The following is a 26,768-nucleotide window of genomic DNA, read 5'->3' as shown; positions in this document are numbered from 1 at the left end:
CGCTGCGCCATAGCGCCAAAAGATCAACGCGCATGGCTTGACTTCCTGATATCCAGAAGGTGTATCTGGCGTCAAATTTCAGCCCCGTGAAGGAATAGTCTAATGCACATGTACCGCAGTCACACTTGCGCAGATCTGAGCGCGCAAGACGTTGGTGAAACTGTGCGACTGTCCGGTTGGGTGCATCGTGTGCGTGACCATGGCGGGGTGCTTTTTCTCGATCTGCGCGATCATTATGGCATCACTCAACTTCTTTGCGACCCAGACAGCCCGGTCTTTGACCAAATGGAGAAGGTGCGCGCTGAATGGTGCATTCGGGTAGATGGTCTCGTGAAAGCCAGAGATGCCAGTTTGGTAAACGACAAGATTTCAACAGGTGAAATCGAAGTGTTTGTAAAAGGTCTCGAAGTGCTGGGCGCTTCGGAAGAACTGCCGCTTCAGGTTTTTGGCGATCAGGAATACCCGGAAGAAACGCGCCTGAAGTATCGGTATCTGGATTTGCGCCGCGCCAACATGCAGGCGAACATGAAGCTGCGCTCGGATGTCGTTGCCTCACTTCGTCAACAGATGTGGAAAGCCGATTTTCGGGAATTCCAAACCCCGATCATCACAGCCTCAAGTCCCGAAGGCGCGCGCGATTTTCTCGTGCCATCGCGCCTGCACCCGGGCCGGTTTTATGCGCTGCCGCAAGCACCGCAGCAATTCAAACAGCTTTTGATGGTATCTGGTTTCGATAAGTACTTTCAGATTGCACCCTGTTTTCGGGATGAAGACCCGCGGGCGGATCGCTCCCCGACAGACTTCTACCAGCTCGATATCGAAATGAGTTTCGTCACACAGCAGGATGTGTTCGATGTCATCCAGCCAGTATTGACCGGGCTTTTTGAGGAGTTCGGCAACGGGAAGGCTGTTGATCAGGAATGGCCGCAGATTTCCTATAAGGACGCTGCCCTCTGGTATGGGTCGGACAAGCCCGATCTGCGCAACCCGATCAAGATGCAATCGGTATCAGAGCATTTCGCAGGCTCCGGTTTTGCAATCTTCGCGAACCTTCTGGAACAGGAAGGCACGGAGATCAGGGCGATCCCTGCACCGGGTGGCGGCAGTCGAAAGTTCTGTGACCGCATGAACGCCTTTGCTCAGAAAGAAGGGTTGCCGGGCATGGGGTACATCTTCTGGCGCGATCAGGGTGCGGGCATGGAGGCTGCCGGACCGCTTGCGAAGAACATCGGCCCGGAGCGTACCGAGGCCATCCGTCAGCAACTGGGCCTCGGCGTTGGGGACGCGGCGTTTTTCCTCGGTGGCAAGCCCAAGGCCTTTGAGCCCGTCGCGGGCAAAGCCAGAAACCACATCGGTATGGAACTGGGCCTCACGGATCAAAACCGGTTCGCCTTTGCGTGGATTGTCGATTTCCCGATTTATGAGAAAGACAGTGAAACCGGCCGGATTGATTTTGAACATAACCCGTTTTCGATGCCTCAGGGCGGTCTGGAGGCCTTGCAGGGCGATCCGCTGACTGTGGTTGGCTATCAGTATGACCTGTCGTGCAATGGATACGAGCTGGTGTCGGGCGCCATCCGAAACCACAAGCCGGAGATCATGTTCAAAGCGTTCGAGATCGCGGGCTATGGCGAAGATGAGGTGCGCAAACGTTTTGGCGGAATGGTGAATGCCTTCCAATATGGCGCGCCCCCGCATGGTGGTTGTGCCGCTGGTATCGACCGGATCGTCATGCTGCTGGCCGAAGAAGCCAACATTCGCGAAGTCATCCTTTTCCCAATGAACCAGCGCGCGGAAGATCTGATGATGTCCGCACCCTCCGAGCCGGAGAGCGAACAGCTCATGGAATTGGGCCTGAGGGTCATACCGAAGGACTGAAGACCCGAAGTTCTGGATTTCTGAGGCAAGCGGGATAAGAAAGGGAGCCTTGAAGATGCCGCGCAGTACAGCGGACACGCCGGTTTTCGGTCAGCCCGTGCCGGATTGGTCGACGCCGAGTGCGCCCAAGGGTGCCTCGCTGTCAGGCAGATACGCTGAGATACATCTGTTGGATGCAGAACTGCACACGGCAGAGCTGTTTGAGGCATATACCGGCCACGATCAGGTCTGGGATTACCTGCCCTATGGCCCTTTTCAAACCGCCGCAGATTATAAGCAGTGGGGTATCCAGACGATCTCTGCTCCGGTACATCAGTTCTACGCCATAAAAAACAAGGAGAGCGGTGCTTTTGAAGGCGTCGCCAGTTTTCTGCGCATTGACCCGGCGAATGGGTCAATTGAAGTCGGCCATATCAATTATAGCCCCGCGTTGCAGCAGACACGGGCAGGCACCGAGGCCATGTATTTGATGATGCAGCATGCCTTCAGTATCGGGTTTCGCCGCTATGAATGGAAATGCAACGCGTTGAACATGGCGTCGCGTCGGGCCGCCCAGCGTCTGGGCTTCAGCTATGAAGGTGTCTTTCGGCAAGCCACAGTGGTCAAGGGATGCAATCGCGATACGGCGTGGTTCGCAATCATTGATCAGGAGTGGCCTGCCTTGAACCGTGCATTCGAAACGTGGCTGGCGCCTGACAATTTCGAACAAGGCAGGCAATTAACCAGCTTAGGCGATTTGACCAGCAACGTGAGGGTCGCCAGTGACCCGCTGCTTTGAAAACGCTGTTGTCAGATAGCTAGTTTTTGGGCGAGCCTTTGTTGGACCAGATTGGCCAGCTTTGACACCTCAATTTTCGCGGATGCGCCGGAAGCGCGCGCCTTGGCCAATGCATCGGCGGCTTGCTCCAGCCCGGTGTCTTGCGCGGATCGTGCCACACCTCCTATGAACTGAGCGGCGTAATCTATGGCCGTATCGTTGTCTTCCCCCCCCAATACATCGGCAATATGGGCCATATCGTCTTGAAAAGCCATCAGATCGGGGTGAATGATCTCGTCAGGAAGCTCGCGTAATCCCGATGGTTGGCGCTCCGCTGGTAGATTGGACAGGATGGTCTGTTGGAAAACCGCCAATGACACGATGGGTTTTGTTAAGAAACCGTCACAGCCCGCTGCCAGCGCCAGTTTCTCACCGTTCAGATCGCCTGACGTGCCAAGGACGACATCAACCCGCGGTTCCGTTTGGGTCAGCTCTGTGATCAACTCGGCGCCGCACCCGTCCGGGAGACCCAGATCGACGATCACAACAGAAGGGCGATACACCTGCAAATGACGACGAGCGGAACGCAGGCAATCAGCGCGCCGGATACGTGCACCACTGCGCAGGCACAATAGGCGCATGGCTTCGCATGCATAACGGCTGTCTTCAATAACCAGAACAGTTAGTCCAAGAAGCGGTCGCGCCGCAGTCGGTGTGGGAATCGTTGCCGCAAAAGGGTCCTTCTCGTCCATCATTGCCTCCTGAATCACTGGTTTCGCGATTTACCATGACTCAAGATGGATAACAGGGGGTTAAGAGAAACGGCGTCCAAATCCAGTCTGAACCCAGCGGAGAAATTGGGATATCAAATGTTTACATATGTTTACGGTCTTACAGCGCACAGGGCTTAACGCGCAAAGAAACGGAATTGACACTTGCGTAGCATTTGTAAACACCTGCGGGTGTCGCATTTGCGCAAGGTATACCGCGCGAGTTGGATTGTTGCGTATCCCTCAGGGACAGAAGAATCAGACTGCCGTTTGGAACTGTTAACCGAGGCAAGGGGATATGCAGTCAGATGCTGGATCGCTTTGCAGGTCTTTGGCGGTTTGGGATGCATGACATCGCCCGAATTGTCGTGGCAACTCCGGCTGAGGCTGCGCCTGCGTCGCTCTTGCACTTGCACTGGACCGACCACAGTTCCATAACCAGCCAAATGAGTATCAACAGGGGAAAACAATGATCGGCCGCCTGAACCATGTTGCGATTGCAGTGCCAGACCTTGAAGCTGCAGCAAATCAATACCGAACCGCGTTAGGCGCGGATGTTGGCGCACCGCAGGATGAGCCTGACCACGGCGTAACGGTGATCTTCATTGAATTGCCGAATACGAAAATTGAACTGCTTTATCCTCTGGGAGAGGCAAGCCCGATCCAAGGCTTCCTTGACAAAAACCCCTCAGGGGGCATCCATCATGTCTGCTATGAAGTCGAAGATATTCTGGCAGCGCGGGACCACCTGATTGCGACCGGCGCGCGTGTCCTTGGCAGCGGAGAGCCCAAAATCGGGGCGCATGGCAAACCGGTTCTGTTCCTGCACCCAAAGGACTTTAACGGGTGCCTCGTGGAACTGGAACAAACCTGAGTTTTTGATCGGAGGCCTGAAAAATGGGTGTTACGTCTGCCTTGGTGCTATTTGCGGTGATCTGGTCCCTCATGTTCCTGATCATCCTACCTATACGAGTGAAAACCCAAGGGGATCTGGGCGAGATTGTACCGGGCACGCATGCCGGTGCGCCCGAAGTGCATAACATTGGCAAAAAGGCCAAAATCACCACTGTGCTCAGCCTTATCCTGTGGGCGATTATTACCACGATTATCTTGTCTGAGGTGATTACCGTCAGGGATCTGGACTGGTTTGGACGTATGGCCCCTGAGGCGACAGGCGGTGAAACAGATGGGTGAAGGTTGCGGCCCCCAAAATCGGGATGATCAGGTTTAACAGGGGCACGGACAGCGGGATCGCCATCAGAAACCCCGCCGCCCATATCCGCAGCATATAGCGGGATCGCAACACTTTGGCCTGTTGCCGCCCGACGCGCCTTATGGCGGCCAGCGTGAAGTATTCACGCCCCAGCAGGAAGCCGTTCAGGCCCCAAAAGATAAACGGTGCCAAGGGGACGAAGAACAGATAAAGCACCAGCGCGCAGATATTGGCCACGATCAGAACGCCAAGGAAACTGAAGGTATCACGCACTGCATCCGCCAGAGGCACGTTTTGCGCGGGCCCAAGGTTCGGATAGTGTTTGTCCTCAACAGCCTGCGCGACCGTATCCAGAAACATGGACGTAATGGCTGACGCGACCGGGATCATCAAAAAGATCGACAAGACGGCGACCGCGACAACAGCGCCCCAGCTGACCAGATCATTCAGCCATGTCACCTCACCGATCAGCGGCAGGCTCGCTTCTTCACCGACAAGCCCGCCCATGAGCCAGATAAAAAGCGCCGAGGCCCCGATCAGCAGCGCGATGGTCAGCCCGATCCCAGTCAGCAACACATTGCGAAAGCGCGCATCGGTCATCTGGGCTAATGCGGCAAAGAAGGAGTCAAAGATCATTCCGGCATCCAGGATGTAATGGCGTCCAGATCGGGGCGCGGGCGATCGGGAGGCGTCGATGTTTCGGTTGCGATATGGATCAGCCCGGCAATACGTTCGTGATCCGCCAGCGCAAAGGCTTCGCGCATGAAGGCACGGTCGTGACTGGGCCAGCCCGACAGCCAATTTGCCCCCCAACCGGCAGACAGCGCTGCATTCAGCAAGGCGAGGCAAACCGCCCCGGCGGAATATGTTTGTTCAAGTGCCGGTATTTTCTCGGACGGTTTCGGGCTTTCGATCACTGCCACGGCCAGATGCCCCTGATCGAATTGCGAGCGACCCTTGGCGATCTGATCTGCGTCCAGCCCCATGGCCTCCCCCCGCCGCTGCGCGATCTCTGCCAGACGTGCCATGGCCGGTCTTTCGATCACGATGAACCGCCAGGGCTCCAGTTTGCCATGATCGGGCGTGCGTGCCGCGGCCTGCAACAAAGGGCGCAGTTGGGCGCGATCCGGCGCAGGGGCCTGCAGGGTCTTGGCAGGTCTTGACCGGCGCGTCAGCAAAAAGTCCAGTGCATTGGGGTTTGGGTCGGGCATGAGAGTCCTGCAGGTTAGAGTTGGCTGGCCAGATGGTCGATTTCACCCCTGATGAAGGCATCAAAGCGGGCGCTCGGTTGGCGCACGCGCAAGGTCTCGGCCAAGGGGTCAGGGGCCGTTTTATCACTCGCCGAAAGCGCTTCGAGCGTGGCATGGCCGCAGAACGGGACGTAGACCTCGGAATAGCCGCCTTCATGCGCGAGCACCAAGCGACCGTCACAGTGTTCCTGCGCGGCGGCTTTGATGCGTTCGGTCATCTTGCGAAAGGTGTCCGCCGTGGCCAGCATCCGCGCGAGGGGATCGATGGCGCTCGCGTCATACCCACAGGCGACGACGATCAGATCGGGTTTGAACACCGCGATTTGTGGCAGAACGATCGTGTCCATCACATGCAGGTATCCGGTATGCCCGGTGCCGGCGATCAGGGGCACATTCAGGTTGTACCCCGAACCATCGCCCTTGCCGCGATCTGCGATACCTCCGGTGTCGAGCGGGTAGTTGCCCTCCTGATGCAGAGAGATCGTCAGCACGTCCGGGCGGTCATAATAGATCGCTTCGGTGCCATTGCCGTGGTGCACATCCCAGTCCAGAACAACGACACGTTTCGCAAACCCCTTGGCCTGTGCGGCCTCGATCGCGATGGCGATATTGGCCAGCAGGCAGAACCCGTTTGGATAGTCGGGCAGGCAGTGATGGCCCGGTGGGCGCGACAAGGCATAGGCGTTTTCCAGATCGCCGCGCACAACCGCATCAACGGCGGCGACAACCAGCCCGGCAGAAAGGGACGCGATCTCATACCCTCCGGCGGCAAAGGGTGTGCGTCGGCCAAGTTCACCGCCGCCTGCGTCTGACATGCGTTTGAATTCATCAAGGTACGAGGCCGGATGCACGCGCAGCAAATCCTCACGCGTCGCCAGTGGTGCACGGCGCACATCCAGATCATCCGACAGGCCCGTGACGTCCATCAGGTTCTTCAGGCGGCGCTTGGCTTCCTGTGTTTCGGGCAGGCCGGTCGAGTTCAGCGGCTGCACCAGCCCCCCAATCGGCAGGGTTGAGGCATAGTTCCCACCTGCATGCCAAAAACACTGCTCGTCCCAGAAAAAGCCGGTGCTCATATCTCTCTCTCGTTCATTGTCCGCAAGCAGAGTGAAGCAGGGAAACACAAATGTCCACGCGCCATTTTCTGCGCAGCCGCAGTTGCCAACACGCCCGTTTGGCCGGTCATAAAGACTGGCGCGATTAGCGCACCATGCCCATGATCTCGTAAGTCTTGCTCAGGATCGGCGCTGTGATTTCGCGCGCCTGAGCGGCACCCTTGGCAAGGATGCGGTCGATCTCTGCCGGATCATCCATCAAGCGCGCCATTTCATGAGAAATGGGCGAAAGCTTTGACACTGCAAGCTCCGCCAACTGCGGCTTGAAGGTCCCGAATTGCTGCCCGCCGACTTCCGCCAGCACGTCTTCTACGGTCTGGTCATTCAGGGCTGCGTATATGTTTACAAGATTGCGCGCTTCCGGGCGATCTTTCAGCCCGTCGATTTCCGAAGGCAGGGCATCCGGGTCGGTTTTGGCTTTGCGGATCTTCTTGGCAATTGAGTCCGCGTCATCGGTCATATTGATCCGGCTGGCATCCGATGGATCGGATTTCGACATTTTCTTGGACCCGTCGCGCAGGGACATGACGCGGGTTGCCGCCCCTTCGATCACGGGTTCGGTTAGCGGAAAGAAGTCAACGCCGTAGTCATGGTTAAACTTGGCGGCAATGTCGCGCGTCAGTTCAAGATGCTGCTTCTGATCCTCGCCCACCGGGACATGCGTGGCATGATAGATCAGAATATCAGCCGCCATCAGAGCCGGGTAGCCAAACAGACCGAGCGATGCATTCTGCGCGTTTTTGCCCGCCTTGTCCTTGAACTGCGTCATGCGCTGCATCCATCCCATGCGGGCCACGCAGTTGAATACCCAGCCGAGTTGTGCGTGTTCGGGCACCTGGCTTTGATTGATAAGGATCGACTTTTCAGGGCTGATGCCAGAAGCGATCAGGCCGGCGGCCAACTCGCGCGTGTTATGTACAAGGTCTTTGGGGTCCTGCCAGACGGTGATCGCATGCAGATCAACCATACAATAAACACAAGGATACTCATCCTGCATCGAGACAAAACGCTTGATCGCGCCAAGGTAATTGCCCAAGGTCAGACCGCCCGACGGCTGGATGCCGGAAAACACACGGGGGGCGAAGGTAGGGCTGGTCATGATAGGCGTCCGTTCTCGCTGGCAATGAAGTCTGCGCTGGCTTACCCATGAGCCAGAGCATCGTCAAGGAACCCCGCACTATGAACGACCCGCAGAACGCGCCGCCCGTCAACCCATTGCCCCCTGTTGTCATGTTGTTGTGTCTGGCGCTGGTGGTGCCGGAGATCGTGTTCCTGCTCGGGGCGCAGGGTTGGATCGGCGGACCGGAGGCGATTGGATGGCGTCTGAGTGCCGTGCAGCAATATGCCTTCTCGGGGGATATTTTCGACTGGATGATGACCAATGGCCGCTGGGTGCCAGAGCATTTGGTGCGCTTTGTCACCTATGCTTTTGTGCATGGCTCCTTCACTGCGACGCTTTTCTCGGCTGTGCTGATGCTCGCCTTGGGCAAGCTCGTGGGCGAAGCGATGGGGCAGGTGGCGGTGCTTGTGCTATATTTCGGCGGCAGCATTTTCGGGGCCTTGATCTATGCGCTGTTTCTTAATGACCCCGCGTGGCTGATCGGCGGCTTTCCGGCGGTGTATGGGTTGATCGGTGGATATACATTTTTGATGTGGCAGCGGCTTGCAGATACAGGCGGGCCGCAATTTCGCGCCTTTAGCCTGATCGGGATTTTGCTGGGTCTTCAGTTGGTTTTTGGGGCGTTGTTTGGCCCAACGACGGAATGGGTGGCGGATCTGGCGGGTTTTGTGTTCGGGTTCTGTGCGTCGGTTTTGCTGGTGCCGGGGGGGCTGGCGCGGGTTATTTATCACTTTCGGCGCGACTAGGGCTGCGGCGCATCGCGGCCTTGAACTCGGCCAGTCGGAACGCACCCAGCACCTGACCTGACCCGAAATAGGTCACCATGCCAATCCCGATCAGCGCACATAGCGCGAGGGCGCGCCACCACGGCAGGCTGAGATAAGGCGCAAGCCCGGCTGCAGCGCCCCACAACACAAAACCCATGATCACGGAGGCCCCGACCATGCGCCAGATGCGCCCATGAAAGCGGGCATCAAAGCGGGCCACGTCCCCGTAGCTGCGCGCGCCGTACCACAATAGAAACACCATCGCCCATGCCGCGCTGGTCGTGGCAATCGCCGGGGCAAACCAGCCAATCAGCGGGGCAAGCCCGATGGCAAGGGCGGCGTTAATCACCATGGACACCAGCGCGTAGTGGAACGGTCTGCGTGTGTCTTCGCGGGCGAAAAAGACGGGCTGCATTATCTTTTGCAGCACAAATGCGGGCAGCCCAAGGCCGTATATGGCGACGGCCACCGCAATCGCGGCTGAATCGCTTGCAGTGGCGGCACCGCGTTCAAACAGGACCGACACCAGCGGCAAGGGGATCACGATCAGCGCTACTGCCGAGGGGATGGTGAGGGCCAGCGCGATTTCGCCCGCGCGGCTCAGGGCAATTCTGGCACCAGCGTCATCGTTCGACTTCAGACGTCTGGACAGATCGGGGAGCAGTACAACGCCCACGGCAATACCAACGACACCCAAGGGGAGTTGATACAAGCGGTCCGCCGCAAAGAGCCAACTGACCGCCTTGTCGAAATAGCTCGCCACCTGTTGTCCGACGAGCAGGTTGATCTGCACCACCCCGCCCGCGAGTGCTGCGGGGATCGCGACGCGCACAAGTCTGCGCATCTCTGGCGTCAGGCGGGGCCAGCGGAACGAAATGTTGAAACCCGCGCGTTTGACCGCAACCCAGAGCAGCACAAATTGTGCAACGCCCGCTACAGGAATAGCCCAGATCAAAGCCCGCGCCACATCGCCGCCAAGGGCTGCCGCCGCGGCCATGGCGAGGATCAGCAAAACGTTCAGCAAAACGGGCGCCGCTGCGGCGGCGGCAAACCTGCCCGCCGCATTCAGCATGCCAGACAGAAGTGCCGCCAATGAAATGAACAGGATGTAGGGGAACACAACGCGCCCGAATTCGACGGACAGGCCGAACTGTTCCTGCCCGGCAAAACCAGAGGCCAGCGCGTAAATCAGCCATGGCATCGTGGCCAGTGCAAGCACCGTCAGACCGATCAGAATGGTGGCCAGCCCCGCAAAGGCATCCGAGGCAAAGCCATCGGCATCTTCACCCCCTTCGACCTTTTTCGAAAACATCGGCACAAAGGCCATGTTGAACGCCCCTTCGGCAAAGAAGCGGCGGAACATATTGGGCAGGCGAAACGCCACCACATAAGCCTGATAAAGCGGCCCCGTGCCCAGATAGGCAAGGATCATCGCATCGCGCACAAAGCCGAAAACCCGGCTCATCAGGGTCCAGCCGCCAACCGTGAAAAAGCCCGACAGGAGCCGAATGGGTTTCAACTCTCGGCCCTTTCGACGCCCTGCTCAATCGCGGTGCGCAGGCGGCGTTCCAGCGTGCGCTGTTTGCTCGCCGAATAGTATTTCAGCCCGAACATGTCCTTGACGTAAAAGGTATCTACGACCTGTTCACCATAGGTCGCGATGACAGCATTCGCGATATAGACGTTGGATTCCGCCAAGGTACGCGCCAGATCATGCAGCAGGCCGGGCCTGTCGCGTGTGTCAACTTCGATGATAGTATAGATTTCCGAGCCTTCATTATCAAAGGTGATATGGGTCGGCACCTTGAACGCGCGCTCGCGTTTCTTGACCTTGTCGCGGGATTTCATCGCCTCGGTCGTGACGACTTCGCCCATAAGCGTGCGTTCAATCATCTTGCGCAGACGCGGCAGGCGGGAGACATCATATGGATTGCCATCCGCGTCCTGTATCCAATAGGCGTCGGTCACGAGGCCATCTTTGGTGGTATAGCTGCGCGCATCCACGACGTTGGCGCCAACCAGCGCCAATGCGCCAGCCAGACGGGCGAAAATACCGGGGTGATCGGACATCACAAAGCAGGCGCGCGTGGCGTCCCGGTCTTCATCCGGGTGCAGGTTGATCTTGATCTCATCATCGCCGACATCGCGCAGCATCTCTGCGAATACCTTGTGTGCCGTGACATGCAAACCCTGCCAATATGGATCATAGTGGCGCCCTGTCTCGACTTGCAGATCTTTGCGCGGCCAGTCGCTGAGCACGTCGCGCAGGGCGCGTTTTGCCTCTGCCCCACGGTTTTCGCGGTTCAACTCTTCCAGACCGGTATCCAGCGCGCGTCTGGTTTGCCGATAAAGCGCGCGGATCAGAACGGCCTTCCAGTTGTTCCACGTATTCGGCCCAACGCCGCGAATATCACAGACCGTGAGCACGCACAGCAGATCGAGCCGTTTGACGGTTTGCACAGCCTTGGCAAAATCCCGAACGGTGCGCGGGTCAGCGATATCGCGTTTTTGCGCCATGTCGGACATCAACAGGTGATAGCGCACGAGCCATTCGACGGTGTCTGTATCTGCTTTGCCCAGACCCAATCGCGGTGCGATCTTGCGGGCCATCTGCGCGCCAAGGATCGAATGATCCTCTGATCGGCCCTTGCCGATGTCATGCAGCAGCAAGGCGGTATAAAGCACCTTGCGATCCACGCCTTCCTTCAGGATGGATGAGGCGACGGGCAGGTCTTCTTCCAACTCGCCCCGCTCAATCTGGCTGAGGTTCTTGATGCACTGAATGATGTGTTCGTCGACTGTATAGCTGTGATACATGTTGAATTGCATCATGGCCACGATCGGCTCAAATTCCGGCAGAAATGCTGATAAAACGCCCAGTTCGTTCATCCGGCGCAGCGCGCGTTCTGGGTTGCCATGTTTGAGCAGCAGATCAAAGAAAATGCGCCGCGCTTCAGGTGTTGTACGCATATCCTCGTCAATCATGTCGAGGTTCGCCTTGACCAGCCGCATGGCGTCAGGGTGGATCAGCATGCCCGTGCGCAAGGCTTCTTCAAACAAACGCAGCAGGTTGAGTTTATCTGACAGGAAATCGGTTTCATCTTCGATGGCAATCCGATTGTTGACGACCACATAGCCCTTTTTGATTTTGGGGCGCCTGCGAAAGATGCGTTCAAGCAAGGGTTCCGCTTTGACGTGGTCCGCTTCGAGTTTGGTCAGGAAAATGCGCGTCAGATCGCCAACTTCGGTGGCATGCAAAAAGAACTCCTGCATGAAAATCTCGACTTCGCGCCGGCCTTTTGCGTCTTGGTATCCCATCGCGTCGGCAACTTGCACCTGCATGTCAAAGGTCAGCTGTTCCGTGGCGCGTCCGGCCTGCAGATGCAGATGGCTGCGCACTGCCCAGAGGAAGTTTTCCGCTGAGATGAATTGTTCGAATTCCTCGGCAGAGAAAACGCCCAAGCCCACGAGATCGGCGGCATCATTCACGCCATGAATATGTTTGGCGATCCAGAAGAGAGACTGCAGATCGCGCAAGCCCCCTTTGCCCTCTTTCACGTTCGGTTCAACCACGTATCGCTGGCCGTATTTCACGTGCCGCGCCTCGCGTTCGGAGAGTTTCGCCTCGATAAATTCTTTGCCCGACCCGGCAAACAGTTCTGTGCGCAACCGCGCCGCAAAGGTCTGTGCGAGCGCCTTGTCACCTGCAAGAAACCGGTGTTCCAGCATTGCGGTCTGGATCGTGAAATCCTGCGCACCCAGGCGAATGCAGTCCTTTATCGTGCGGCTGGAATGGCCAACCTTCAGCTTCAGATCCCACAGAATATAGAGCATTGATTCAATCACGCTCTCCGCCCAGGCGGTGATCTTATAAGGCGTCAGGAACAGCAGATCGACGTCCGAAAACGGTGCCATCTCGCCGCGCCCGTAGCCCCCCACGGCAATAACCGCCAGATGTTCGCTGGCGGTGGGGTTGGGTTTTGGGTGCAGGATGTCCGTTGCGACAACAAGGGCCGCGTTTACTAGTTGATCGGTCAGATAGGTATAAGACCGGGTCAGGCGGCGCGCCTCGAAAGGCGCTTGGGCAAAACCTTCTGCAATCTCGGCGCGCCCGGAGACTTGCGCCTGACGCAATAGGTCGACCGCGCTTTTGCGAATGTCTGTAGGGCTGCCAGCCGTTTTGACGGCCTCGCTGAGCGCTTTATCAAAGGCCGATCTGTCAAAGATGCATTCCGGGGGACAGATCAGTTGCGGCGGTTCCAGATGGTCTGCCGAAAGAGCAGTCACGGTCATTTAATGTGCCTCAGAACCCTGCGCCGCCAAAGCGCTGCGGTGCGGGGCTTAGAATCTTGACCTGCGCCTCACTGATTGTCGCAACAGCCAACCCGCGCGTGTTTGTCCCATCAGGGTTCAGACGGAAAATGCCGCTCGCACCGCGAAAACCTGCGCCTTGGGTCAATGCCGCGGCTGTCAGCGTGTCGCCTTGTCCCTGACTGGCCAGCGCACCGATTGCGGCAATTGCATCAAAAGCCAGACCTCCGATAGGGTGCGGGGCTGCGCCATAGGCCGCTTGATACTGACCACTGAATGCCGAAGTGGCCCCTTGATCAGGTATCGCAAACCAGCCGTTCTGGACACCGGGCAGGCTCAATGTCTGCGCCGGGATATCCCAGCGGGTCAGGCCCATGAATTGGGTGACCTCGGATGAAACGCCCGCTTCCGGCAGCAATTGCGACAACAATGGCAAGGCGGTTGCTGTATCCGTGGTAAGGAACAGCGCATCCGCCCCATTATCAGTCACAGCGGCGCGGATTGCAGGGATCGCAGCAATCACGTCCTGTTGGGACAGGGCGTATTCGACCGTTCCCACAACGCTCGCACCCTGTGCTGTCACCGCCTGCTGGATCGCGTTTTTGCCCTGCGCGCCTGCGGCGTCTTTGCCAGCGACCACGACAAACCGCTGCTTGCCCTGGGAAACGGCATAGCTGGCCATCCGGTCAGCCGTGTTGCGGAATGTTTGCCCGAGGACAAATAGGTTGCCACCGGCAATTGCTGCGTTGTTTGAAAACGACAGAACGCTGACGCCTTTGCCTGCAACCGCGCGGCCTGCCGCATTGGAGGGGGCGGCATAGACCGGGCCGATAATGATCTGCGCGCCCTCGTTTACGGCCTTTTCGGCATTTGCTGCTGCAAGTGACGCATCGGCTGCGGTGGGATAGACGCGCAGATCAATGGTCACCCCATTCAGGTCACGCATGGCCAGCCGCGCTGCGTTTTCGAGGCTGCGCGCGATGGATTCGGTCGCGCCGTCACCGGTTCCGCTCGGCACCAGCAGTGCCACCTGCACCGGATCCCCCGACGCCACGCCCGAGTTGGTGACCGGTAAGGTGTCGCAAGCGGCCAGCGTCAACGCCAGCAATGGCAAGGTCAAGACACGCAGTCCCTTGCGGGCGGAACGGAAAACGGCAAACATAAGGCGATACTCCAGACAAGGTGCGCCCGCGACAGGCGCGCATCAGATACCGCGATCATAGTCGTCACGAAAGGCGGGTCCAGCGTTGAATTTTCAAAAGGTGTCTTTGGCAGCCGGGCTCTACTTTGTCGGCGTGCCGATCGGGACGGCGCGCGATATTACGCTCAGGGCGCTTGATGTGCTGGCGAGTGCGGATGTACTGGCCGCCGAAGACACGCGCAGCCTGCGACGGTTGATGGAGATACACGCTGTGCCATTGGCCGGACGGCAGGTGATTTCATTGCACGATCACACGGGTGGTGGGACCTCCACGCGTCTGATCGAGGCAATAACAGCGGGTGCATCGGTAGCCTATGCATCAGAAGCGGGAATGCCCTTGATCGCGGACCCCGGTTTCGAGCTTGGGCGCGCGGCCCATGCCGCAGAGCAGATGGTGACCTGTGCGCCCGGGCCGTCAGCCGTTTTAACGGCCCTTGTGCTTGCTGGGTTGCCGACAGATGCGTTTTTCTTTGCCGGGTTTATGCCCAATGCCAAAGCGGCGCGGCGGCGCGGGTTGGAAGACCTGCGCGATATTCCCGCCACATTGGTGTTTTACGAATCGCCCAAACGACTGGCTGCGTTTCTTTTGGACGCCGCCGACGTGCTGGGCGGTGAGCGGCAGGCGTCGGTGTGTCGCGAAATCACAAAGAAGTTCGAAGAGACCCGAAAGGGAACGCTATCGCAATTGGCCTCTGATTACGTGGATCAAAAGGTCAAAGGTGAAATCGTCGTTCTTATTGATCGAAACCGTTCAGAGAAAATTACGGACTCCGATTTAGAATTAGATCTGACAAAGGCGCTGGCGGCTCATTCCATGCGGGACGCCGTGGATTTGGTGGCCAAAGCGCACAGTATCCCGCGCCGACAAGTCTATCAGATGGCGCTGGCATTGAACGAAGGATAAAATTTTGCCCCGTAGCGACGCAAAGGTTCATGCCGGACGCATGGCATACCACGCGGGCTTGTCGGCGGAGGCATCGGTCATCCGCGAATATGAAACCCAAGGCTACACATTCGAGGCACAAAGGTGGCGGGGGCAAGGGGGTGAAATTGATCTTATCTTGCGCAAATGCGGCGTGGTTGTGTTCGTCGAAGTGAAGAAAAGCAGATCTTTTGAGGCCGCTGCACTGCGCATTTCCTTGAAGCAGAAGCAACGTATCTTTGCCGCCGCTGAAGAGTTCGTGGCGACAGAACCAAAGGGGTTGTTGACGGATATGCGCTTTGATGTGGCGTTGGTAAATGCCACGGGTGCTGTGCAAATACTGGAAAATGCGCTGTCTGAGGGCTGAAAACTCCGCTGCTCCCCATTGCGTAGCTGAGCGTGCTGCGCCATTTAAGCTTCACAAACTCAAGGAGCTGCCATGAAAATCGCCTTCCAGATGGATCCAATTGATGCGGTTGATATCAACGCAGACAGTTCATTTCGCCTCGCTGAAGAGGCGCAGGCGCGCGGTCATACGTTGTTTTTCTACACACCGGACCATCTGGCTTATCAGGAAGGGCGCATAACTGCCAAAGGTCAGGACCTGCAGGTCCAGCGTGTTCAGGGCGCGCACGCAACACTGGGTGACATGCGTGAGGTGAACCTCGCTGATTTCGACGTGGTTTGGCTGCGGCAGGATCCGCCCTTTGACATGAATTACATCACATCGACCCATTTGCTGGATCGATTGGCGAGCACGACTCTGGTGGTGAATGACCCTTTCTGGGTGCGTAATTATCCTGAAAAACTGTTGGTTCTGGATTTCCCGGATTTGACTCCGCCGACCACGATCGCGCGCGATCTGGACACGATCAAGGCGTTCAAAGAAAAGCACCGGGATGTCATTCTCAAGCCACTCTATGGAAATGGCGGTGCGGGCGTTTTCCGTCTGGATGCGAACGACCGGAACCTCACGTCTTTGCACGAACTCTTCACCGGATTTTCCCGCGAACCGCTGATCGTGCAGAAATTCCTGCCCGATGTCTCAAACGGGGATAAACGTGTGATCCTTGTTGATGGAGAACCCGTTGGGGCGATCAACCGTGTGCCCGCCGCCGGTGAGACGCGTTCGAACATGCATGTGGGCGGGCGTCCTGAAAAGGTGGGGCTGACCGCGCGCGACAAGGAGATATGCGCCGCCATCGGTCCGCTTTTGAAAGAAAAGGGTCAGGTGTTTGTCGGCATAGACGTGATCGGCGATTACCTGACCGAGATCAATGTGACGTCCCCGACCGGCATTCAGGAACTCGAACGGTTTGATCAGGTAAACATCGCAGCACAAATCTGGCAGGCGATTGAGGCCAAAGCCGCGGCGCGCTGACCCTCTAGGAATTGATGCGGTAGCTGATCGCTTCGGCCACATGCGGTTTGCGCACGTCCGTCGCATGATCGAGATCGGCAATGGTCCGCGCAACCCGCATGACCCGGTGATAGCCGCGCGCTGACATCCGGAATTTCTCGGCCGCGCGCAGCAACAGATCACGCCCTTCCGCATCAGGGGCTGCAATTTCTTCCAGCGCTTCGCCTTCGATATCCGCGTTGGAGCGCATGCCGTCATGGGCCTCAAAACGCGCGGACTGGCGGTCATGTGCGGCTGCTACGCGCTCGGCAACTGTTTCGGAGGTATCGCCGTTTGCAGGCAAATCGAGGTCCTCGTAGCTGACAGGCGGAACATCAACACGCAAATCAAACCGGTCTAGCAAAGGTCCCGAGATGCGCCCCATGTAGTCCTCACCGCAGGTCGGCACACGGGCGCAGGCGCGTTCCGCATCCGTCATATAGCCGCATTTGCAGGGGTTCGCCGCCGCGATCAGCATGAATTTGCACGGGTATTTCACATGCGCATTGGCGCGTGACACCATGATGTTGCCGGTCTCAAGCGGCTGGCGCAGGGTTTCCAGCACATTGCGCGGAAATTCGGGCAACTCGTCCATGAACAATACCCCGTTGTGCGCCAGTGAGACTTCGCCCGGCTTTGCAAGCCGCCCGCCACCGATGATCGCCGCGGTGGAAGACGTATGATGCGGGTCGCGAAACGGGCGTTGGCGCGAAATGCCGCCCTCGTCCAGCAGGCCAGCGATGGAATGCACAATCGACGTTTCCAGCGCTTCCTGCGCGCTCAAGGGAGGCAGAATGCCGGGCAGACGCCGCGACAGCATGGATTTCCCTGAACCCGGCGGGCCAACCATCAGCATATGGTGCCGTCCTGCTGCGGCTATTTCCAGCGCGCGTTTTGCGCGTTCCTGACCGCGCACGTCGCGTAATTCGAGCGTCTTGTCCGGGGCAATCACTTCGCCGGGTTGCGAATCTGCGATCGTGTTCTGACCGTTGAAATGACGCACGACATCGCCCAGTGATTTGGCGGCGATGATCCGCGCACCACTGACCCAAGCCGCTTCCTTGCCGCACTCGGCAGGACAGAGCAATACGTGCTGTTCTTCTGCAGCTGTCATGGCCGCGGGCAGGGCACCGGTAACAGGCACCAGCTTGCCGTCGAGTGAAAGCTCTCCCAAAGAGACGACGGACAGGATCACGTCATGGGGAATGATGCTCAACTCTGCCAAAAGCGCCAATGCAATGGGCAGATCGAAATGGCCACCCTCTTTCGGCAGGTCGGCGGGGCTGAGGTTGATCGTCACTTTTTTGGACGGAAAGGCGATGGCCATGCTCGCCAGAGCCGCGCGCACACGTTCCTTGGCTTCGGATACGGCTTTGTCCGGAAGCCCCACGATGCTGAATCCCGGCAGGCCAGGCGCCAGCGCGCATTGAACTTCGACCGGGCAGGCTTCGACACCGCGAAAAGCAACAGAGTAGGTAAGCGACACAGATATCCCCGACATTAGCGTGTTATGGTTAACGGCTACGTCAGGTATGTTTACGAAAGGTTAAAGCCTTGCAGCGTTTCTAGCCGACAGGCCAGGTTTTCGTACCGGTACCGGCAGGATAGGGAAAAGGATCATAGGTGATTTCAAGCCCAGCCGCCCGCCACGCGCGAAAAGCCGGATCACGCAAAGTACGGATGCAATAGGCATGGGCCTGTTTAGACACGGGCAAGTCATATCCGATGATACGCGCGGCGACGGGAGCAAAGAAAACATCCGCAAGGCAATATCTGTCGAACAGCCAGCCGTCGTCGCGTCCGGCCATCTCGAATGCGCCTTTCCAAAGCTCTTGCAGCCGGGCCAGATCACCCCGCACAGCGTCACTCGCAAGGAAACCCGTATTCACATGTTGCAGTTGCATCGGGCATTCTGTCCGCAGCGCAGCAAAGCCAGAAGCCATTTCTGCGCAAAGCCACCGTGCACGCATTCTTGCGCTGGGATCGTCCGGCCAAAGACCGGCGTCGGGGTGCCGCTCGGCCAGTGTTTCCGCCATGGCGAGGCTTTCGCCCACGACATCGCCTTCGGGAGTTTGCAGAACGGGTACCAAACGTGCGGGTGACAGATGCGCAAGGTCCTGCGCCATTGTACCTGCATAAAGCCCGACCATGTGGGTGCGATGCGCAAGGCCAAAGTTTTCCAACATGAGCCAGCCGCGCAATGACCAGCTTGAAAAAGTCCGGTCGCCTATAAAAAGATCATATGTCATGGCATCAGGCTAAGCCCTACAGGCAATGGCACGCCAATTCTTTTTCGTGGCAAAGGGGATCACGGAAGGTGATTGATGTACGGCACAGGGTCGGTTTTGCACGCCCGGTTGATCTTGGTCACTGAAAAATTGTCGATCTTATGGGAAAGGGTTTCATAAGCTGAGATTTGCAAGGCATGTTGCAGTTGGGTCAGGATCACGCCGAAATGCGCCACTGCGATAATATCACGTCCGGGGTATGCATTGCTGATCCGTGCGACTGCGCCATGGACGCGGGCGGCGGCATCATTCCAGCTTTCGCCGCCCGGTGCCGTGATGTGACCCGGGTTTTCCCAAAAATTCCGGCTTAAATCCGGGTCCCGCGCGGCGACATCATCAAAATGCATCCCATCCCAAATGCCAAAATGCATCTCGCGCAGATGCGGATCATGGGGCAATCTGTGATGTGAGGTGGCTTGCAGTGCATGGGCGGTATCGCGGGCGCGGGCCAGATCCGAGGAAACGAGCACGGCATCAGATGGCAGATGCGCGCGCAGCCGGGCGATTTGATCGCTGTCTGAAAGGTCAGCCGGAACGTCACGCCATCCGACGAAGGACTTGGCATGGGTGGGGCCATGGCGGACCCAGTGCCAGGTGGTCATGTCAGTGTCCCTTTCAATAGTTGAGGCAAGCCTGCAGTGACCAAGACCGCAGTGTCCGCTTGGGCCGCCAGCGCAATGTTCAACCTGCCTTGCGCTTCGCGAAACTCGCGAGCCATCGCGTTATCTGGCACGATTCCCTGACCGACTTCGTTTGAGACGACGACAATGGGCGCATTGCAGTCGCTGAGTGCGCTTAAAAGCCCGGTTTGCGCCAACTGCAGGTTTTGCCTATCCATCATTTGATTGGTCAGCCACATGGTCGCGCAATCGATCAAGACACCTTGAGACGCCGTCAGAGCTGAAAGCGGTTGTCTAAGGTCTGACTCTGCCTCGATATTGAGCCATCGGCTGTCCCTCCGCTTTTTGTGAAGATTTATTTTAAATTTTATTTCGTCGTCAAAAACGCGCGACGTCGCCAGATAAACAGGATCTAAGCCACTGCATAACAAATGATTTTCAGCCCATAGTGATTTTCCGGAGGCGGCACCGCCTAGGACAAAGGACAGTTTTGGCAACATTTTATAAACCTTTGAAGTGAACCAATCGTCTGTAATGTGCGTACCTATATCAAATGTACACGGCAAGGTGTGCTTCATCTGACTGGGAGATGTCGCTATGGCTTTGGACTCTACAAGAGATATGGCACTGTCGCGTAAGGCGATGAAAGCTGAATTGTTGGACGCGGAGACGGAGCTGAGGTTGGCTTATGCGTGGCGCGACGAACGCTGCGAAAAGTCATTGCACCGTCTTATCACTGCCTACATGCGCCTCGCAATTTCCATGGCGTCGAAATTCAAGCGCTATGGCGCGCCCATGAACGACTTGATTCAGGAAGCAGGTCTGGGGCTGATGAAGGCGGCGGATAAGTTCGATCCGGATCGGGGCGTGCGGTTTTCCACCTACGCAGTCTGGTGGATCAAGGCGTCGATTCAGGACTATGTGATGCGTAACTGGTCAATGGTGCGCACAGGATCGACTTCTTCGCAAAAGTCGCTGTTTTTCAATATGCGTCGTGTGCAGGCCCGGTTGGAACGCGAAAGCGCAGCCTCCGGTGAGCCGTTGGACCGCCACCAGCTACGGCAGATGATTTCCACCGAAATTGGCGTGCCGCTGCATGACGTCGAGATGATGGAAGGTCGGCTGTCGGGTTCGGATTACTCGCTGAATGCGACGCAGTCGACCGAAGATGAGGGCCGCGAGTGGATTGATGCGCTGGAAGACGACAGCGCGCAGGCGGCTGAAACCGTTGAGCACCATCATGATACGGAGCAGTTGCGCGCGTGGTTGCTGCAAGCAATGAACGACCTGAACGAGCGTGAGCGGTTTATTGTGCGGGAGCGCAAATTGCGTGATGCGCCGCGTACGTTGGAGAGCCTTGGTCAAGAGCTGAGCCTGAGTAAAGAGCGTGTTCGTCAGCTTGAGGCAGCCGCTTTTGGCAAGATGCGTAAGAACTTGGAAAACCAGTCCCGCGAGGTTTTGTATTTCCTCGACTGATGTCAATTAGCATTTTCCAGAAGAGCGCCTGCGCCGTTGTGTTGGCAGCGACGGCGTCAGTAAGCGCGGCTTCCGAGCCGCCATCAGAGGCGCGCGACGCAGATGTCGTGTTCTTCGGGGAGCAACATGACAACCTAACGCATCATGAGGTGCAGGCCTCATGGGTTGAAAAACTGGGCGCAAGCGCGCTGGTCTTCGAAATGCTGACCACTGATCAAGCGGCAAAGATCAGCAGCGACAACCGGAGCGATCAGGTCGTGTTGGAAAACGTGCTTGACTGGGGTGCGTCTGGCTGGCCCGACTTTGCGATGTATTTCCCGATATTTACCGCCGCTCCGAACGCCGCTATTTTCGGGGCAGGCGTGCCCCGTGCCGAACTGCGCGACGCGATGAGCAAGGACCTGAACGGTATTCTCGGCGGCGCCGCAGTACAGCGTTTTGGACTGGACCAACCGCTACCGCCCGCGCAACAACAGGCCCGTGAAGCGCTACAGCGTGCTGCGCATTGTGATGCATTGCCTGAGGACCTGCTGCCCAAGATGGTCACTGTTCAGCGGCTGCGGGATGCTGCCTTGGCGCAGGCGGCTTTGCAGGCGTTTGAGCAGTACGGCGGACCTGTCGTCGTCATTACGGGCAACGGTCACGCACGAACCGATTGGGGTGCGCCGTTTATCCTCCAGCAGGCAGCGCCCGATCTTGCGGTATTCAGCCTTGGTCAGGGTGAGGCAGGCCGAACGCCGGACGGGTCGTTCGCCGCGGTAATCGATGGGCCTGCCGTTGATCGTGGCAATCCATGTGATGCTTTCGCAAAATAATGTGGGCTGGTGGAAGCCTGCATCCCGGCTTAAGGTCGCGGCGTAGGATTTTATGATCAAAGGTTCAGTATGCTGAACGACAAACACATTCTGCTGATCATCGGCGGTGGGATCGCGGCTTTCAAATCGCTCGATCTGATCAGGCGCTTGCGTGAGCATGGTGCTACGATCACGCCGGTTTTGACCAAAGCCGCGGAAGAATTCGTGACACCGCTCTCCGTGTCTGCACTGGCGGGTGCGAAAGTCTATCGCGACCTCTTTGATCTGACGGATGAAGCCGAAATGGGTCATATCCAGCTCAGCCGCGTTGCCGACCTTGTCGTGGTGGCGCCCGCAACGGCGGATCTGATGGCCAAGATGGCGCAAGGTCTCGCCAATGATCTGGCGAGCACCCTGTTGTTGGCGACAGATACGGACGTGATGATCGCGCCTGCGATGAATGTTCGCATGTGGGAGCATCCGGCGACGCAACGCAATTCCAGCCAATTGCGCGCCGATGGAGTTCATTTCGTGGGGCCGGTTTCGGGCGATATGGCCTGCGGGGAACACGGTCCCGGACGCATGTCCGAACCGATGGATATTCTGGCCGATATTACAGCGTATTTTCAGGCAGGACCCCTGACGGGCAAACGCATTCTGGTAACATCGGGTCCGACGCATGAACCGATCGACCCGGTCCGCTATATTGCAAACCGCTCTTCGGGCGCGCAGGGTGCGGCCATCGCCAAAGCACTGCACGTCTTGGGCGCAAAGGTTTCATTCATAACCGGCCCGGCGGATGTGCCGCCCCCTGCGGGCGTCGATGTGGTGCGGGTTGAGACTGCGCAGCAAATGTTGGACGCGGTGCGTCAGGCCCTGCCTGCGGATGCGGCAGTCTTCGCGGCAGCCGTGGCGGATTGGCGTGTGGCCTCTGCCAGTGACAGTAAGCTCAAGAAAACGAGCGGCGCATTGCCGGTGCTGACCTTCGCAGAGAACCCGGATATCCTGTACAGCATTTCGCATTCAGAGGACCAGCGCCCGAAACTTGTTGTTGGTTTTGCCGCCGAAACCGATGACGTGGTCGCAAACGCGACGGCAAAGCGGCTGCGCAAAGGCTGTGACTGGATCGTTGCAAATGATGTATCGCCCTCGACTGGGATCATGGGGGGGCAGGAAAACGCCGTAACCCTGATAGATGAAAAGGGCGCGGAGACTTGGCCCAGAATGTCCAAAGATGCGGTGTCACAACGCCTCGCCGCATTGATCGCAGAGCGGTTGACGTAGGGGGCCGAAGGTTTGGTATCACTCGAACTGAAATGGGCTCAAGGTGCCGATGTAACGGTGCCATTGCCCGCCTATGAAACGTCTGGTGCCGCGGGCGCTGACATCCGCGCAAACATTCCTGATGGGCCGATCATACTGGCACCCGGTGCGCGCGCGCTTGTGCCAACAGGTCTGTGCATGGCCATTCCGCAGGGCTATGAGGTTCAGATCAGACCCCGTTCGGGCCTCGCGCTGAAGCACGGGATCACGCTGGTCAACAGCCCCGGTACAATTGACAGCGACTACCGGGGGGCGGTCGGTGTGATCATGCAGAACCTTGGGGATGCCGCGTTTGAAATCACCCATGGGATGCGGATCGCGCAAATGGTGGTCGCGCCCGTTGTTCAGGCTAGCTTTGCATTGTCCGAAAGCCTGAGCGAAACCGATCGTGGTTCCGGCGGTTTTGGGTCCACAGGAGGCGATTGATGCTATTGGTTTTTGGGCTGTGCGCCGTTTTGTGGGGTATCGGCAGCCTCATGGGTGCACCGCGTTCCGCCCGCGCGATGATGATCGGCATTTTGTATGTTGGTGTTCTGGCAATGCACATCGTGTTGCCAGATGCTCATCCCCTGCGTTTGGCCACAGGTGAAAGCCCGGCGCTATGGTTGCTGATCGGTGGCTTCGCGCTGATGATCTTTTCATACCGTCAGGTGATCACGAGGCTGCGCACGCGCGCGCAAGCGGTCGAAAAACAGAGCGACGACGCCCTCGACAGACCCTTGTTCAACGATAGCGAATTGAACCGCTATGCGCGACACATGGTCCTGCGTGAAATCGGCGGGCCGGGGCAAAAACGGCTGAAAGAAGCGAAGGTTCTGGTCATCGGTGCGGGCGGGCTTGGTTCGCCCATATTGCAATATCTGGCGGCCAGTGGCGTGGGGACGATTGGCGTTATTGATGATGATGTGGTCGAGAACGCCAACCTGCAACGGCAAGTCATTCATCGCGATGCCTCCATCGGCACGGCCAAGGTATTTTCCGCGCAGGCGGAAATGACGGCGCAAAATCCCTATGTCGAGGTGCGCCCCTTCAACCGCCGCCTGACTGCGGATATTGCTGATGCGTTGTTTGAGGATTACGACCTCGTTCTGGACGGGACGGATAATTTCGACACGCGCTATCTGGTGAATGAAACAGCTGTCAAAGCCGGTACCCCCCTGATTTCAGGCGCATTAAGCCAGTGGGAAGGGCAGCTCAGCGTTTTTGATCCCGCCTATGGAGCGCCATGCTATCGCTGCGTTTTTGACAGCGCGCCCGCACCCGAGTTGGCCCCGTCCTGTGCCGAGGCAGGCGTGCTTGGCCCATTGCCGGGGGTCATCGGCACGATGATGGCGGTTGAGGCGATCAAGCTTATCACGGACGCGGGGACACCTTTGCGGGGGCAGATGCTGATCTATGACGCACTTTATGGTGAAAGCCGCACGATTGCCATCAAGCCGCGCAGCGACTGCCCGAGCTGCGGGTCGCTGCAGGCGAAAGCGTCCTGATACACACGGTTGCTCTGGCGCCAGATGCGCCCTAGCTATTCAAGAAAACGGAGAGCCATGATGACCAATCCATTGCTGCAAGACTGGGCGACGCCCTTCCAGATCGCGCCCTTTGATGCCATTTCTGACGGAGATTTCGCGCCGGCGCTGGACACAGCACTTGCGGAGCATCGCAGCGAGATTGAAGCCATCGCGTCAGCCGCCGAGCCGCCCAGCTTTGCCAATACCATCGAGGCGCTGGAGGCCGCAGGCACGGATCTTGACAAGGTATTATCGGTGTTTTTCACCGTCGCAGGCGCCGACAGCAACCCGACGCGCGAGGACCTGCAGCGCCAGTTTTCACCCAAACTCGCCGCACATTTTTCGGAGATTTCCAGTAACAAGGCCCTGTTCAGCAGGGTCAACGCGTTGTGGGAAACCCGCGAAACGCTGGGCCTTGGGCCTGAACAGGACCGTGTTTTGATGCTCACCCACCGTGGGTTTGTGCGCGCCGGGGCCGCACTGACCGGGGCGGAAGACGCCCGCATGAAGGAAATCAAGGCGCGCCTTGCCGTTCTGGGAACCGAGTTCACGCAAAACCTTTTGGCGGATGAGCGCGCGTGGTTCATGCCGCTTGCCGAAGCCGATCTTGAGGGCTTGCCCGAATTCGTGGTGGACACCGCGCGCGCCGCGGGCACCGAGAAAGATGCCGACGGCCCGGTTGTGACCCTGTCGCGGTCGCTCATCGTTCCGTTTTTGCAGTTTTCCCCACGGCGCGATCTCAGAAAAACCGCCTTTGAAGCCTGGGCCGCGCGGGGTGCAAATGGGGGTCAGACGGATAACCGCGCCATCGCAGCAGAGATCCTGTCCTTGCGAGAAGAGCGTGCAAAGCTCTTGGGATATGCCTCCTTTGCGGATTTCAAGCTTGAAACCGAAATGGCCAAAACGCCCGCTGCCGTACGGGATTTGTTGATGTCGGTGTGGGAACCCGCGCGTGCGCAGGCGGATGCCGACGCCGCGCGCTTGGCTGAGATGATGCGCGAGGATGGCGTCAATGATGAATTGGTGCCGTGGGACTGGCGTTATTATGCGGAAAAACGGCGGGCTGCAGAACATGATCTGGATGAGGCAGAGCTGAAGCCATACTTCCAACTGGACCGCATGATCGCGGCCAGCTTTGCCTGTGCAGAGCGGCTATTCGGGTTGCAGTTCAAGCCATTGGACATACCGCTGTACCACCCGGATTGCCGTGCATGGGAAGTGACGCGCGACGGCGAACATGTAGCAGTCTTTATTGGTGATTATTTCGCCCGTGGGTCCAAAAGATCGGGCGCTTGGTGTTCTGCGATGCGCGCGCAAGCGAAATTCCCCAAACCGCAGGCACCGATCGTCATCAACGTATGCAATTTCGCCAAGGGCGACCCGGCGCTGTTGTCTTATGATGACGCGCGCACGCTGTTTCACGAATTTGGCCATGCGCTGCACCAGATGCTGTCAAATGTGACCTATGAAAGCATTTCTGGCACCTCAGTGGCGCGCGACTTCGTTGAGCTTCCCAGCCAGCTTTACGAACACTGGCTGGATGTCCCGGAGGTACTGTCGGAGTTTGCCGTTCATGCGGAGACCGGCGCGCCCATTCCCCCCGACATGCTGCAGAAAGTGCTGGATGCCTCGACGTTTGATATGGGGTTTCAAACCGTGGAATATGTGGCCTCGGCCCTCGTTGATCTGGCGTTTCACGAAGGCCCCGCACCTGCGGACCCAATGGAAAAGCAGCGCGCGGTTCTTGATGGTATTGGTATGCCGCCAGCGATTACGATGCGCCACGCCACGCCGCATTTTGCCCATGTTTTTGCCGGTGATGGGTATTCCAGCGGGTATTACAGCTACATGTGGTCGGAAGTGATGGATGCGGATGCCTTTGCCGCCTTCGAAGAAGCGGGCGGTGCGTTTGACCCTGAACGTGCCTCGGCACTTGAACGGCACATATTATCCACGGGCGGCAGTTCAGACGCGGCAGAGCTTTACATCGCCTTCCGGGGTCGGTTGCCGGGGGTGGATGCGCTGCTCAAAGGGCGCGGGCTGGCCGCTGAATAGC

At 58.0% G+C, this 26,768-nt stretch carries 26 protein-coding genes; 14 read left to right on the top strand and 12 right to left on the bottom strand.

Annotation, left to right across the window (positions count from 1 at the left end):
- The first annotated feature begins 102 nt into the window (after positions 1 to 102).
- A complete protein-coding gene (gene aspS, locus RLO149_RS17510) occupies positions 103 to 1,878 on the top strand; it encodes an aspartate--tRNA ligase (protein ID WP_013963433.1) in 1,776 nt (591 codons plus the stop codon).
- A 55-nt stretch (positions 1,879 to 1,933) separates the two neighbouring features.
- Positions 1,934 to 2,656 carry a GNAT family N-acetyltransferase gene (locus RLO149_RS17505; protein WP_013963432.1) on the top strand — a complete coding sequence of 241 codons (723 nt, stop codon included), beginning with the start codon at positions 1,934 to 1,936 and terminating at the stop codon, positions 2,654 to 2,656.
- 11 nt (positions 2,657 to 2,667) lie between these two features.
- Here RLO149_RS17505 and RLO149_RS17500 read toward each other — a convergent pair whose 3' ends face one another.
- Positions 2,668 to 3,387, bottom strand: coding sequence for a response regulator (locus tag RLO149_RS17500; RefSeq protein ID WP_013963431.1), 720 nt, complete (start codon positions 3,385 to 3,387; stop codon positions 2,668 to 2,670).
- A 487-nt stretch (positions 3,388 to 3,874) separates the two neighbouring features.
- On the opposite strand from RLO149_RS17500, the gene mce reads away from it, so the two are divergent.
- Entirely contained in the window at positions 3,875 to 4,279 is a 405-nt protein-coding gene (mce, locus tag RLO149_RS17495; RefSeq protein WP_013963430.1) for a methylmalonyl-CoA epimerase, read from the top strand.
- Positions 4,280 to 4,302: 23 nt separating this feature from the next.
- Positions 4,303 to 4,599, top strand: a complete 297-nt coding sequence (locus tag RLO149_RS23250) for a DUF1467 family protein (protein WP_013963429.1) — start codon at positions 4,303 to 4,305, stop codon at positions 4,597 to 4,599.
- Here RLO149_RS23250 and RLO149_RS17490 read toward each other — a convergent pair.
- The 4 genes from RLO149_RS17490 to trpS form a co-directional block, all read right to left on the bottom strand.
- Positions 4,535 to 5,254 (bottom strand): EI24 domain-containing protein, encoded by a 720-nt coding sequence (locus tag RLO149_RS17490; protein WP_013963428.1) that lies wholly within the window; start codon positions 5,252 to 5,254, stop codon positions 4,535 to 4,537. The genes RLO149_RS23250 and RLO149_RS17490 overlap by 65 nt on opposite strands.
- Complete coding sequence (locus tag RLO149_RS17485; protein WP_013963427.1) at positions 5,251 to 5,829, bottom strand: nitroreductase family protein; 579 nt, start codon at positions 5,827 to 5,829, stop codon at positions 5,251 to 5,253. The genes RLO149_RS17490 and RLO149_RS17485 overlap by 4 nt, the downstream gene beginning before the upstream one ends.
- Positions 5,830 to 5,843: 14 nt before the next feature.
- The gene (locus RLO149_RS17480) at positions 5,844 to 6,944 is read right to left on the bottom strand and encodes a class II histone deacetylase (RefSeq protein WP_013963426.1); all 1,101 of its coding nucleotides are present in this window, start codon (positions 6,942 to 6,944) and stop codon (positions 5,844 to 5,846) included.
- Between the two features lie 124 nt (positions 6,945 to 7,068).
- Positions 7,069 to 8,082, bottom strand: a complete 1,014-nt coding sequence (gene trpS / locus RLO149_RS17475; RefSeq protein ID WP_013963425.1) for a tryptophan--tRNA ligase — start codon at positions 8,080 to 8,082, stop codon at positions 7,069 to 7,071.
- Positions 8,083 to 8,162: 80 nt separating this feature from the next.
- On the opposite strand from trpS, the gene RLO149_RS17470 reads away from it, so the two are divergent.
- Positions 8,163 to 8,849: a rhomboid family intramembrane serine protease gene (locus tag RLO149_RS17470; protein WP_013963424.1), complete on the top strand. Its 687-nt coding sequence runs from the start codon at positions 8,163 to 8,165 to the stop codon at positions 8,847 to 8,849.
- On the opposite strand, the gene murJ is transcribed toward RLO149_RS17470, so the two are convergent.
- Genes murJ through RLO149_RS17455 form a run of 3 tightly spaced genes read right to left on the bottom strand, consistent with a single transcriptional unit; the run spans position 8,824 to position 14,343 of the window.
- Complete coding sequence (gene murJ, locus RLO149_RS17465) at positions 8,824 to 10,389, bottom strand: murein biosynthesis integral membrane protein MurJ (RefSeq protein ID WP_013963423.1); 1,566 nt, start codon at positions 10,387 to 10,389, stop codon at positions 8,824 to 8,826. The two genes, RLO149_RS17470 and murJ, sit on opposite strands and share 26 nt — an antisense overlap.
- Complete coding sequence (locus RLO149_RS17460) at positions 10,386 to 13,163, bottom strand: [protein-PII] uridylyltransferase (protein WP_013963422.1); 2,778 nt, start codon at positions 13,161 to 13,163, stop codon at positions 10,386 to 10,388. Before RLO149_RS17460 ends, murJ begins: the two co-directional genes overlap by 4 nt.
- A 10-nt stretch (positions 13,164 to 13,173) precedes the next feature.
- The gene (locus tag RLO149_RS17455) at positions 13,174 to 14,343 is read right to left on the bottom strand and encodes a penicillin-binding protein activator (RefSeq protein WP_013963421.1); all 1,170 of its coding nucleotides are present in this window, start codon (positions 14,341 to 14,343) and stop codon (positions 13,174 to 13,176) included.
- Between the two features lie 85 nt (positions 14,344 to 14,428).
- Here RLO149_RS17455 and rsmI point away from each other — a divergent pair, with 85 nt between their 5' ends.
- From rsmI to gshB, 3 genes are all read left to right on the top strand, one after another.
- On the top strand, positions 14,429 to 15,286 hold the full coding sequence (gene rsmI, locus RLO149_RS17450) for a 16S rRNA (cytidine(1402)-2'-O)-methyltransferase (RefSeq protein ID WP_013963420.1): 858 nt from the start codon (positions 14,429 to 14,431) through the stop codon (positions 15,284 to 15,286).
- A 4-nt stretch (positions 15,287 to 15,290) separates the two neighbouring features.
- On the top strand, positions 15,291 to 15,671 hold the full coding sequence (locus RLO149_RS17445) for a YraN family protein (protein WP_013963419.1): 381 nt from the start codon (positions 15,291 to 15,293) through the stop codon (positions 15,669 to 15,671).
- 72 nt (positions 15,672 to 15,743) lie between these two features.
- The gene (gene gshB / locus RLO149_RS17440) at positions 15,744 to 16,685 is read left to right on the top strand and encodes a glutathione synthase (protein ID WP_013963418.1); all 942 of its coding nucleotides are present in this window, start codon (positions 15,744 to 15,746) and stop codon (positions 16,683 to 16,685) included.
- 4 nt (positions 16,686 to 16,689) lie between these two features.
- Here gshB and RLO149_RS17435 read toward each other — a convergent pair whose 3' ends face one another.
- The 4 genes from RLO149_RS17435 to cobU form a co-directional block, all read right to left on the bottom strand.
- Entirely contained in the window at positions 16,690 to 18,204 is a 1,515-nt protein-coding gene (locus RLO149_RS17435) for a YifB family Mg chelatase-like AAA ATPase (protein WP_044025411.1), read from the bottom strand.
- Between the two features lie 64 nt (positions 18,205 to 18,268).
- Positions 18,269 to 18,952: a glutathione S-transferase gene (locus tag RLO149_RS17430; protein WP_013963416.1), complete on the bottom strand. Its 684-nt coding sequence runs from the start codon at positions 18,950 to 18,952 to the stop codon at positions 18,269 to 18,271.
- Between the two features lie 59 nt (positions 18,953 to 19,011).
- Positions 19,012 to 19,593 (bottom strand): histidine phosphatase family protein, encoded by a 582-nt coding sequence (locus RLO149_RS17425; RefSeq protein ID WP_013963415.1) that lies wholly within the window; start codon positions 19,591 to 19,593, stop codon positions 19,012 to 19,014.
- Complete coding sequence (gene cobU / locus RLO149_RS17420) at positions 19,590 to 20,111, bottom strand: bifunctional adenosylcobinamide kinase/adenosylcobinamide-phosphate guanylyltransferase (RefSeq protein WP_013963414.1); 522 nt, start codon at positions 20,109 to 20,111, stop codon at positions 19,590 to 19,592. The genes RLO149_RS17425 and cobU overlap by 4 nt, the downstream gene beginning before the upstream one ends.
- Positions 20,112 to 20,208: 97 nt before the next feature.
- Between cobU and RLO149_RS17415 the strand changes: the two genes are divergently transcribed.
- The 6 genes from RLO149_RS17415 (at position 20,209) to RLO149_RS17390 (ending at position 26,767) form a co-directional block, all read left to right on the top strand.
- Positions 20,209 to 21,087, top strand: a complete 879-nt coding sequence (locus RLO149_RS17415; RefSeq protein WP_013963413.1) for an RNA polymerase factor sigma-32 — start codon at positions 20,209 to 20,211, stop codon at positions 21,085 to 21,087.
- Positions 21,087 to 21,902: a ChaN family lipoprotein gene (locus RLO149_RS17410; RefSeq protein ID WP_013963412.1), complete on the top strand. Its 816-nt coding sequence runs from the start codon at positions 21,087 to 21,089 to the stop codon at positions 21,900 to 21,902. The genes RLO149_RS17415 and RLO149_RS17410 overlap by 1 nt, the downstream gene beginning before the upstream one ends.
- A gap of 69 nt (positions 21,903 to 21,971) precedes the next feature.
- A complete protein-coding gene (gene coaBC, locus RLO149_RS17405; protein ID WP_013963411.1) occupies positions 21,972 to 23,165 on the top strand; it encodes a bifunctional phosphopantothenoylcysteine decarboxylase/phosphopantothenate--cysteine ligase CoaBC in 1,194 nt (397 codons plus the stop codon).
- 12 nt (positions 23,166 to 23,177) lie between these two features.
- Positions 23,178 to 23,630 carry a dUTP diphosphatase gene (gene dut / locus RLO149_RS17400; RefSeq protein WP_013963410.1) on the top strand — a complete coding sequence of 151 codons (453 nt, stop codon included), beginning with the start codon at positions 23,178 to 23,180 and terminating at the stop codon, positions 23,628 to 23,630.
- Positions 23,630 to 24,691, top strand: a complete 1,062-nt coding sequence (locus RLO149_RS17395; RefSeq protein WP_013963409.1) for a HesA/MoeB/ThiF family protein — start codon at positions 23,630 to 23,632, stop codon at positions 24,689 to 24,691. The genes dut and RLO149_RS17395 overlap by 1 nt, the downstream gene beginning before the upstream one ends.
- 60 nt (positions 24,692 to 24,751) lie before the next feature.
- Complete coding sequence (locus RLO149_RS17390) at positions 24,752 to 26,767, top strand: M3 family metallopeptidase (protein WP_044025722.1); 2,016 nt, start codon at positions 24,752 to 24,754, stop codon at positions 26,765 to 26,767.
- Position 26,768 lies beyond the last annotated feature (1 nt).

Origin of the sequence: Roseobacter litoralis Och 149, from assembly GCF_000154785.2 — a bacterium.
GTDB lineage: Bacteria > Pseudomonadota > Alphaproteobacteria > Rhodobacterales > Rhodobacteraceae > Roseobacter > Roseobacter litoralis.
Note: the sequence above shows the minus strand (reverse complement) of the source record. Positions and strands in the feature narration are given on the sequence as shown.

Bases quoted from the DNA above. Each gene is read 5' to 3' on its own strand.
- RLO149_RS17435 (WP_044025411.1), bottom strand. From the start codon at position 18,204: ATGTCGGGGATATCTGTGTCGCTTACCTACTCTGTTGCTTTTCGCGGT.
- RLO149_RS17455 (WP_013963421.1), bottom strand. From the start codon at position 14,343: ATGTTTGCCGTTTTCCGTTCCGCCCGCAAGGGACTGCGTGTCTTGACC.
- trpS (WP_013963425.1), bottom strand. From the start codon at position 8,082: ATGACCAGCCCTACCTTCGCCCCCCGTGTGTTTTCCGGCATCCAGCCG.
- RLO149_RS23250 (WP_013963429.1), top strand. From the start codon at position 4,303: ATGGGTGTTACGTCTGCCTTGGTGCTATTTGCGGTGATCTGGTCCCTC.
- RLO149_RS17460 (WP_013963422.1), bottom strand. From the start codon at position 13,163: ATGACCGTGACTGCTCTTTCGGCAGACCATCTGGAACCGCCGCAACTG.
- RLO149_RS17395 (WP_013963409.1), top strand. From the start codon at position 23,630: ATGCTATTGGTTTTTGGGCTGTGCGCCGTTTTGTGGGGTATCGGCAGC.
- aspS (WP_013963433.1), top strand. From the start codon at position 103: ATGCACATGTACCGCAGTCACACTTGCGCAGATCTGAGCGCGCAAGAC.
- RLO149_RS17410 (WP_013963412.1), top strand. From the start codon at position 21,087: ATGTCAATTAGCATTTTCCAGAAGAGCGCCTGCGCCGTTGTGTTGGCA.
- RLO149_RS17485 (WP_013963427.1), bottom strand. From the start codon at position 5,829: ATGCCCGACCCAAACCCCAATGCACTGGACTTTTTGCTGACGCGCCGG.
- RLO149_RS17480 (WP_013963426.1), bottom strand. From the start codon at position 6,944: ATGAGCACCGGCTTTTTCTGGGACGAGCAGTGTTTTTGGCATGCAGGT.
- RLO149_RS17415 (WP_013963413.1), top strand. From the start codon at position 20,209: ATGGCTTTGGACTCTACAAGAGATATGGCACTGTCGCGTAAGGCGATG.
- RLO149_RS17425 (WP_013963415.1), bottom strand. From the start codon at position 19,593: ATGACCACCTGGCACTGGGTCCGCCATGGCCCCACCCATGCCAAGTCC.
- RLO149_RS17470 (WP_013963424.1), top strand. From the start codon at position 8,163: ATGAACGACCCGCAGAACGCGCCGCCCGTCAACCCATTGCCCCCTGTT.
- coaBC (WP_013963411.1), top strand. From the start codon at position 21,972: ATGCTGAACGACAAACACATTCTGCTGATCATCGGCGGTGGGATCGCG.
- gshB (WP_013963418.1), top strand. From the start codon at position 15,744: ATGAAAATCGCCTTCCAGATGGATCCAATTGATGCGGTTGATATCAAC.
- RLO149_RS17505 (WP_013963432.1), top strand. From the start codon at position 1,934: ATGCCGCGCAGTACAGCGGACACGCCGGTTTTCGGTCAGCCCGTGCCG.
- RLO149_RS17490 (WP_013963428.1), bottom strand. From the start codon at position 5,254: ATGATCTTTGACTCCTTCTTTGCCGCATTAGCCCAGATGACCGATGCG.
- RLO149_RS17390 (WP_044025722.1), top strand. From the start codon at position 24,752: ATGACCAATCCATTGCTGCAAGACTGGGCGACGCCCTTCCAGATCGCG.
- RLO149_RS17500 (WP_013963431.1), bottom strand. From the start codon at position 3,387: ATGGACGAGAAGGACCCTTTTGCGGCAACGATTCCCACACCGACTGCG.
- cobU (WP_013963414.1), bottom strand. From the start codon at position 20,111: ATGTTGCCAAAACTGTCCTTTGTCCTAGGCGGTGCCGCCTCCGGAAAA.
- mce (WP_013963430.1), top strand. From the start codon at position 3,875: ATGATCGGCCGCCTGAACCATGTTGCGATTGCAGTGCCAGACCTTGAA.
- RLO149_RS17430 (WP_013963416.1), bottom strand. From the start codon at position 18,952: ATGACATATGATCTTTTTATAGGCGACCGGACTTTTTCAAGCTGGTCA.